This window comes from Kitasatospora sp. NPDC059571 (assembly GCF_042735675.1).
Lineage (GTDB): Bacteria > Actinomycetota > Actinomycetes > Streptomycetales > Streptomycetaceae > Kitasatospora.
The window spans coordinates 1-5,802 of sequence record NZ_JBHWBW010000492.1 but is presented as its reverse complement, the minus strand read 5'-3'; the positions used below and the strand labels follow the sequence as shown (position 1 = coordinate 5,802).

Genomic DNA, 5,802 nt, shown 5'->3' with positions numbered 1-5,802 from the left:
TGGGCTACGCCCGGGGGGGGGCCCCCCACAAACACGCCAACCGCGGCGGCCCCCGCGCCCAGCATGCTACCCCTGGGGCACCGGGGCACCCCGGTTCTTCTTGCGAAAAAGCCCCGGACGGTGGTGAACATCGACCGGTCGTCCTTCCGTTGCGGAAGCGGCCGCGCCGCCCCCCGACAAACTAGTTGCACTCCGCGTGCAGCTTTACGGTTGCATTCGAAGTGCAACAATGTCAATCGAGCGACGAGGAAGGGACGGCCGCGATGGCGGGCACGGCAGGGCAGGGGGCGGCCCGGGCCGCCGACGGGCGCACCGAGCGCGGCCGGCAGACCCGCGAGAAGATCGCCGACGCGCTGCTCTCGCTGCTCGACGACGGTGAGCCGATCTTCCCCGCCGACCGGGTCGCCGAACGGGCCGGCGTCTCACGGCGCCTGGTGTTCCACCACTTCCAGGACATGGCCCAGCTGATCGACACCGCCATCGCCCGCCGGATGGGCGAACTCTCCGCCCGCATCGGCCCGTTGCCCACCGAGGGGCCGCGCTCCACCCGGGTCGCCGCACTCACCGCGCAGCGGGCCCGGATCCTGGAGTGGATCACCCCCGCGCGGCTCGCCGTGCTGCGCATGGACGCCCCCTCCGAGCAGGTCCGCCAGGCCGTCGACCAGGTGTCCGACTTCGCCCGGCGCCGACTCGGCGAGGTCTTCGCCACCGAGTTCGACCCGCTCCCCGAGGACCGCCGCACCGACCTGCTCAACGCCCTCGACGCCGTCACCACCTGGGGCGCCTGGCACCACTGGCGCACCCGCGGACTGGAGCCCGAGGACGCCCGGCGCACCATGGCCACCGCCGTGCACGCGCTGCTCGCCGCGGCCGCCGGGCCCGAGCCGGCCGGCGACGGCCGCACCGGCGCGGACGGCGCCGCGCCGCACACCGGACACCCTTGACGAACCGGCGCCCGGTGACCAGCCTTGTCCCCGGCAGAGCCGCCCAGCCCAGGAGGTCAACGGTGACCGCTCAGGCGTCCCACGCGCACGGCCCCACCGACGTCCCGCTGCTGACCGGGACGATCGGGCAGTGCCTGGACGAGGCGGTCGCCGCCTTCCCCGACCGGGAGGCGCTGGTGGACGTCCCCAGCGGGCGCCGCTGGACGTACGCCGAACTCGGCCGGGACGTCGACCGGACGGCCCGCGGCCTGCAGGCGCGCGGCGTCGGCCGCGGCGACCGGGTCGGCATCTGGGCCCTCAACTGCCCCGAGTGGGTGCTGGTCCAGTACGCCACCGCCCGGCTCGGCGCGATCCTGGTGAACATCAACCCGGCCTACCGCACCCACGAACTCGCCTACGCGCTGAACCAGTCCGGGGTGAGCCTGCTGGTCGCCCAGCCCGCCTACCGCACCAGCGACTACCGGGCGATGGTGGCCGAGGTCCGCGAGCAGTGCCCGGGCCTGCGCGAGACGCTGTGGATCGGCGACCCGGAGTTCCGGGACCTGGACGGGGACGGCGAGTTCCCGGCCGACCTGGCGGCCGACGATCCGATCAACATCCAGTACACCTCCGGCACCACCGGCTTCCCCAAGGGCGCCACCCTCTCCCACCGCAACATCCTCAACAACGGCTACTGGGTGGGCGAACTGGTCGGCTACACCGAGCAGGACCGGATCTGCCTGCCGGTGCCCTTCTACCACTGCTTCGGCATGGTGATGGGCAACCTCGCGGCGCTCAGCCACGGCGCCTGCGCGATCATCCCCGGCCAGGGCTTCGACCCGGCGGCCACCCTGCACGCCGTCCAGGCCGAGCGGGCCACCTCGCTGTACGGCGTGCCGACGATGTTCATCGCCGAGCTCGGCCTCGCCGACTTCGCGGCGTACGACCTCACCTCGCTGCGCACCGGGATCATGGCCGGCTCGCCCTGCCCGGTGGAGGTGATGAAGCGCGTCCAGACCGAGATGCACATGGCCGAGGTCGCCATCGCGTACGGGATGACCGAGACCTCGCCGGTCTCCACCCAGACCCGCCGGGACGACGACCTGGAGCACCGCACCGGCACGGTCGGCCGGGTGCTGCCGCACCTGGAGGTGAAGGTGGTCGCCCCGGAGACCGGGCTGACGGTGGAGCGCGGCGAGCCCGGCGAGCTGTGCACCCGCGGCTACTCGGTGATGCTCGGCTACTGGAACGACCCGGAGCGCACCGCCGAGGCGATCGACGCCGAGGGCTGGATGCACACCGGCGACCTCGCCGTGATGCGCGAGGACGGCTACCTGGCGGTCGTCGGCCGGATCAAGGACATGATCATCCGCGGCGGCGAGAACGTGTACCCCCGCGAGATCGAGGAGTTCCTGCACGCCCACCCGGCGATCGCCGACGTCCAGGTGGTCGGCGTGCCCGACGAGCGGTACGGCGAGGAGATCTGCGCCTTCGTGGTGCTGCGCGACCCGGACGGCACGCTGGGGGCCGAGGAGGTCGCCGCGTACTGCCGCGGCCGCCTCGCGCACTACAAGACGCCCCGCCACGTGCACGTGGTCGACGGATTCCCGATGACGGTCAGCGGCAAGGTCAGAAAGAACGAGCTGAGGGAGCAGGCCGCCCGGGCCCTCGCCGGGTGAGCCGGCGGGCCGGGCGGGCCCGGTTACCGGGCGGGCGGCGGGCCCGGCCGCCGCCGGTCGCCGTCCGTTACCCTGGTGAGGTGCTCATTCTCGTCAGCCGTCGCCACGTGGACCTGCTCCGCGTCACGAGCATGTCCTGTCGACGCTCCGGCTGATCCCGCTCGTCCTCCGCCCTCAGGGCACACACCCGCCCCGGCCCCGCTGCACCCGACACTCCCGGTGCGGCAGCGGCAGCGTCCCCGGCGACCGCCGGCGACCGCCGGGCATCGACACCCCAGGTGATGTCACCCATGACCCAGCAGTCCCATCCCACCCGTCTCCCCGTGATCGACCTCTCCCTCGCCGACGGCAGCGCCGAGGACCGCGCCCGGCTGCACGCGGCCCTGCGGTCGGCCGCCACCGACGTCGGCTTCTTCCAGCTGGTCGGGCACGGCGTGACAGCCGCCGAGACGGCCGCGCTCACCGACGCCATGCGGGCCTTCTTCGCGCTCCCCGAGGCCGAGCGACTGGCCGTGAGCAACCTCAACTCGCCGCACTTCCGCGGCTACACCCGGACGGGCGACGAGCGCACCGGGGGCAGCCAGGACTGGCGCGACCAGCTCGACATCGGCGCCGAACTCCCGCCGCACGTGCCCGCGCCGGGCGAACCGCCGTACTGGTGGCTGGAGGGCCCCAACCAGTGGCCGGAGGCCCTGCCCGAGCTGCAGGAGGCCTCGCTGCACTGGATCGACCGGCTCGGCGCGGTCGCCGAGCGGCTGCTGCACGAGCTGCTGGCCTCGATCGGCGCCCGTCCCGACTTCTACGACGAGGCCTTCGCCGGGCACCCGCACCTGCGGCTCAAGCTGGTGCGCTACCCGGGCACCGCGCCGGACGGCGCGGGCCAGGGCGTCGGGTCGCACAAGGACTACGGTTTCATCACCCTGCTGCTCCAGGACTCCGTCGGCGGGCTCCAGGTGGAGCGCCCCGACGGCACGTACCTGGAAGTGCCGCCGATGCCGGGCGCGTTCGTGGTCAACCTCGGCGAGCTGCTGGAGGTCGCCACCGACGGCTACCTGAAGGCGACCAGCCACCGGGTGGTCAGCCCGCCCGGCGCGCGGGAGCGGTTCTCCGTCCCGTTCTTCTACAACCCGCGGCTGGACGCGCACATCGAGCCGCTGGAGTTCCCGCAGGCCCACCACGCGCCCGGCGCCACCGAGGACCCGGCCAACCCGCTGTTCGCCGAGTTCGGGCGCAACGAGCTGAAGGGGTACGTTCGCGCGCATCCCGAGGTGACCCGGCGGCACCACGCCGAACTGATGCCGCTCACCGCGGCCTGAGCCGGCCCCCGGCCCGCCCCGTCACGCGTCCGGGGCGAGGCGGGCCGGGAAGCCGCCGGTCGCGATCGGCCCCCAGCGCCGCGGGGTGATCCGGATCAGCGACTTCCCCTGCCGCACCATCGCGGCCCGGTACTCGTCCCAGTCCGGGTGCTCCCCCGCGATGTTCCGGTAGTACTCGACCAGCGGCTCGACGGCCTCCGGGACGTCGAGCACCTCGGCCTCGCCGTCGATCTGCACCCACGGGCCGTCCCACTCGTCGGAGAGCACCACCACGCTCACCGCCGGGTCCCGCCGCGCGTTGCGGGTCTTCGCCCGCTCCGGGTACGTGGACAGCACGATCCGGCCGGCGTCGTCCACACCGCAGGTCAGCGGCGAGGCCTGCGGACTGCCGTCGGCGCGGCGGGTGAGCAGCAGCGCCCGGTGGCGGGGGCGGACGAAGTCCAGCAGGCCGGCCAGCTGCACTCGGGTGGTGGTGGCGATCGAAGGGCTCATGGGCGTCAGCCTAGGGCCGGGGGCAGCGCGCCGCAGCGGTCCGCGCGGTGGGGGTCAGGAGGCGGCGGGGGCGGCGAAGTAGTGGCCCTGGTCGAGGTCCGCCAGCAGGCCGGGGCCGGTCGGGTCCCAGTCCAGCAGCTCGCGGGTCAGGGTGTTCGACGCCGGGCAGTCGAGTGCGAGGAAGCCGCCCAGCCAGGTGAAGTGCGCGGCCGCGTCCTCGGGGGCCACCGGGGCGACCGGCACTCCGAGGTGACGGCCGACCACCTGGGCGACGTCGCGGATCGCCACGCCCTCCTCGGCGGCGCCGTGCAGCACCGTGCCCGCGGGGGCCCGCTCGACCGCGAGGCGGAACAGCCGTGCGGCGTCGAGGCGGTGGACGGCGGGCCAGCGGTTGGCGCCGTCGCCGATGTACCCGGAGACCCCGGTGGCCCGGGCGATCGCGACCAGGGTCGCCATGAACCCGTTGTCCCCGTCGCCGTGGCAGGTCGGGGCCAGCCGCACCACGGACGACCGCACGCCGCGCGAGGCGAGCGCCAGCACCGCCGCGGCGGTGACGGCCCGGGCGGAGACCGGCGAGCCGTCGGCCACGGGCACGTCGTGCTCGGTCGCCGCCTGCCCCGGCTTGAGGCCGGCCAGGCCCGAGGCGATGACGAGGGGCCGGCCGGTGCCGGCCAGCGCCTCGCCGAGGGTGTCGACGGCGCGGCGGTCGGCCTCGGCGGCGCCCCGGAAGTCGCCGCCGAAGGCGATGTCGTGCTTGAAGGCGAGGTGGACCACCCCGTCCGCCCCGGCCGCGGCGGCGCCCAGGACGTCGAGGTCGTCGACGGTGCCGCGGACCACCTCGGCCCCGGCGGCGGTGAGGGCGGCGGCGGAGGCGTCGGAGCGGGCGAGCCCGACGACCCGGTGCCCCGCGCCGATGAGCTCGGGAACGAGGGCGGATCCGATCCAGCCGGACGCGCCGGTCACGAAGATGCGCATGAGGAAGACCCCAGACCTGTCGATGTCAGTGACTGTCATCGACGCTAGCACGTGATGTCAGGGACTGTCATCGCGTAGGATCCCCCCATGGGCAGATGGGAGCCGAACGCGCGCGGGCGCCTGGCGGAGGCGGCGCTGGGGCTCTACGGCGAACGCGGCTACGAGCAGACCACCGTGGCGGAGATCGCCGAACGGGCCGGCCTCACCGAGCGGACGTTCTTCCGGCACTACGCCGACAAGCGCGAGGTGCTCTTCGACGGGTCGGGCGTCCTGCAGGAGCTGTTCGCCGCGGCGGTCGCCGGGGCCCCGGAGTCCGCGGCGCCGATCGACGCGGTGGGGGCCCGGGCGCCCCCGGGGGACACCCCCAGCGCCCGCCCCCCCCGGCCCCCCCCGCCCCCGCCCGGCCGGGGTCGCGCC

The 5,802-nt window shown here is 74.6% G+C and carries 6 protein-coding genes; 4 read left to right on the top strand and 2 right to left on the bottom strand.

The annotated features are described in order from the left end of the window. The first annotated feature begins 263 nt into the window (after positions 1–263). The 3 genes from ACFV0G_RS33740 to ACFV0G_RS33730 all read left to right on the top strand — a co-directional run bounded on the left by ACFV0G_RS33740 (position 264) and on the right by ACFV0G_RS33730 (position 3,918). Positions 264–944, top strand: a complete 681-nt coding sequence (locus tag ACFV0G_RS33740; RefSeq protein ID WP_380556226.1) for a TetR/AcrR family transcriptional regulator — start codon at positions 264–266, stop codon at positions 942–944. Between the two features lie 62 nt (positions 945–1,006). Then, the gene (locus ACFV0G_RS33735; RefSeq protein WP_380556224.1) at positions 1,007–2,602 is read left to right on the top strand and encodes an AMP-binding protein; all 1,596 of its coding nucleotides are present in this window, start codon (positions 1,007–1,009) and stop codon (positions 2,600–2,602) included. Between the two features lie 290 nt (positions 2,603–2,892). Further along, the gene (locus ACFV0G_RS33730) at positions 2,893–3,918 is read left to right on the top strand and encodes an isopenicillin N synthase family dioxygenase (RefSeq protein ID WP_380556222.1); all 1,026 of its coding nucleotides are present in this window, start codon (positions 2,893–2,895) and stop codon (positions 3,916–3,918) included. A gap of 21 nt (positions 3,919–3,939) precedes the next feature. Here the strand turns inward: ACFV0G_RS33730 and ACFV0G_RS33725 are convergent, their stop codons facing one another. Beyond that, a complete protein-coding gene (locus ACFV0G_RS33725) occupies positions 3,940–4,410 on the bottom strand; it encodes a PPOX class F420-dependent oxidoreductase (RefSeq protein WP_380556220.1) in 471 nt (156 codons plus the stop codon). Positions 4,411–4,464: 54 nt separating this feature from the next. Beyond that, positions 4,465–5,385 carry an SDR family oxidoreductase gene (locus ACFV0G_RS33720; RefSeq protein WP_380556228.1) on the bottom strand — a complete coding sequence of 307 codons (921 nt, stop codon included), beginning with the start codon at positions 5,383–5,385 and terminating at the stop codon, positions 4,465–4,467. Positions 5,386–5,472: 87 nt separating this feature from the next. Here ACFV0G_RS33720 and ACFV0G_RS33715 point away from each other — a divergent pair. Next, a partial coding sequence (locus ACFV0G_RS33715; RefSeq protein WP_380556218.1) for a TetR/AcrR family transcriptional regulator occupies positions 5,473–5,802 on the top strand: 330 nt, incomplete at its 3' end.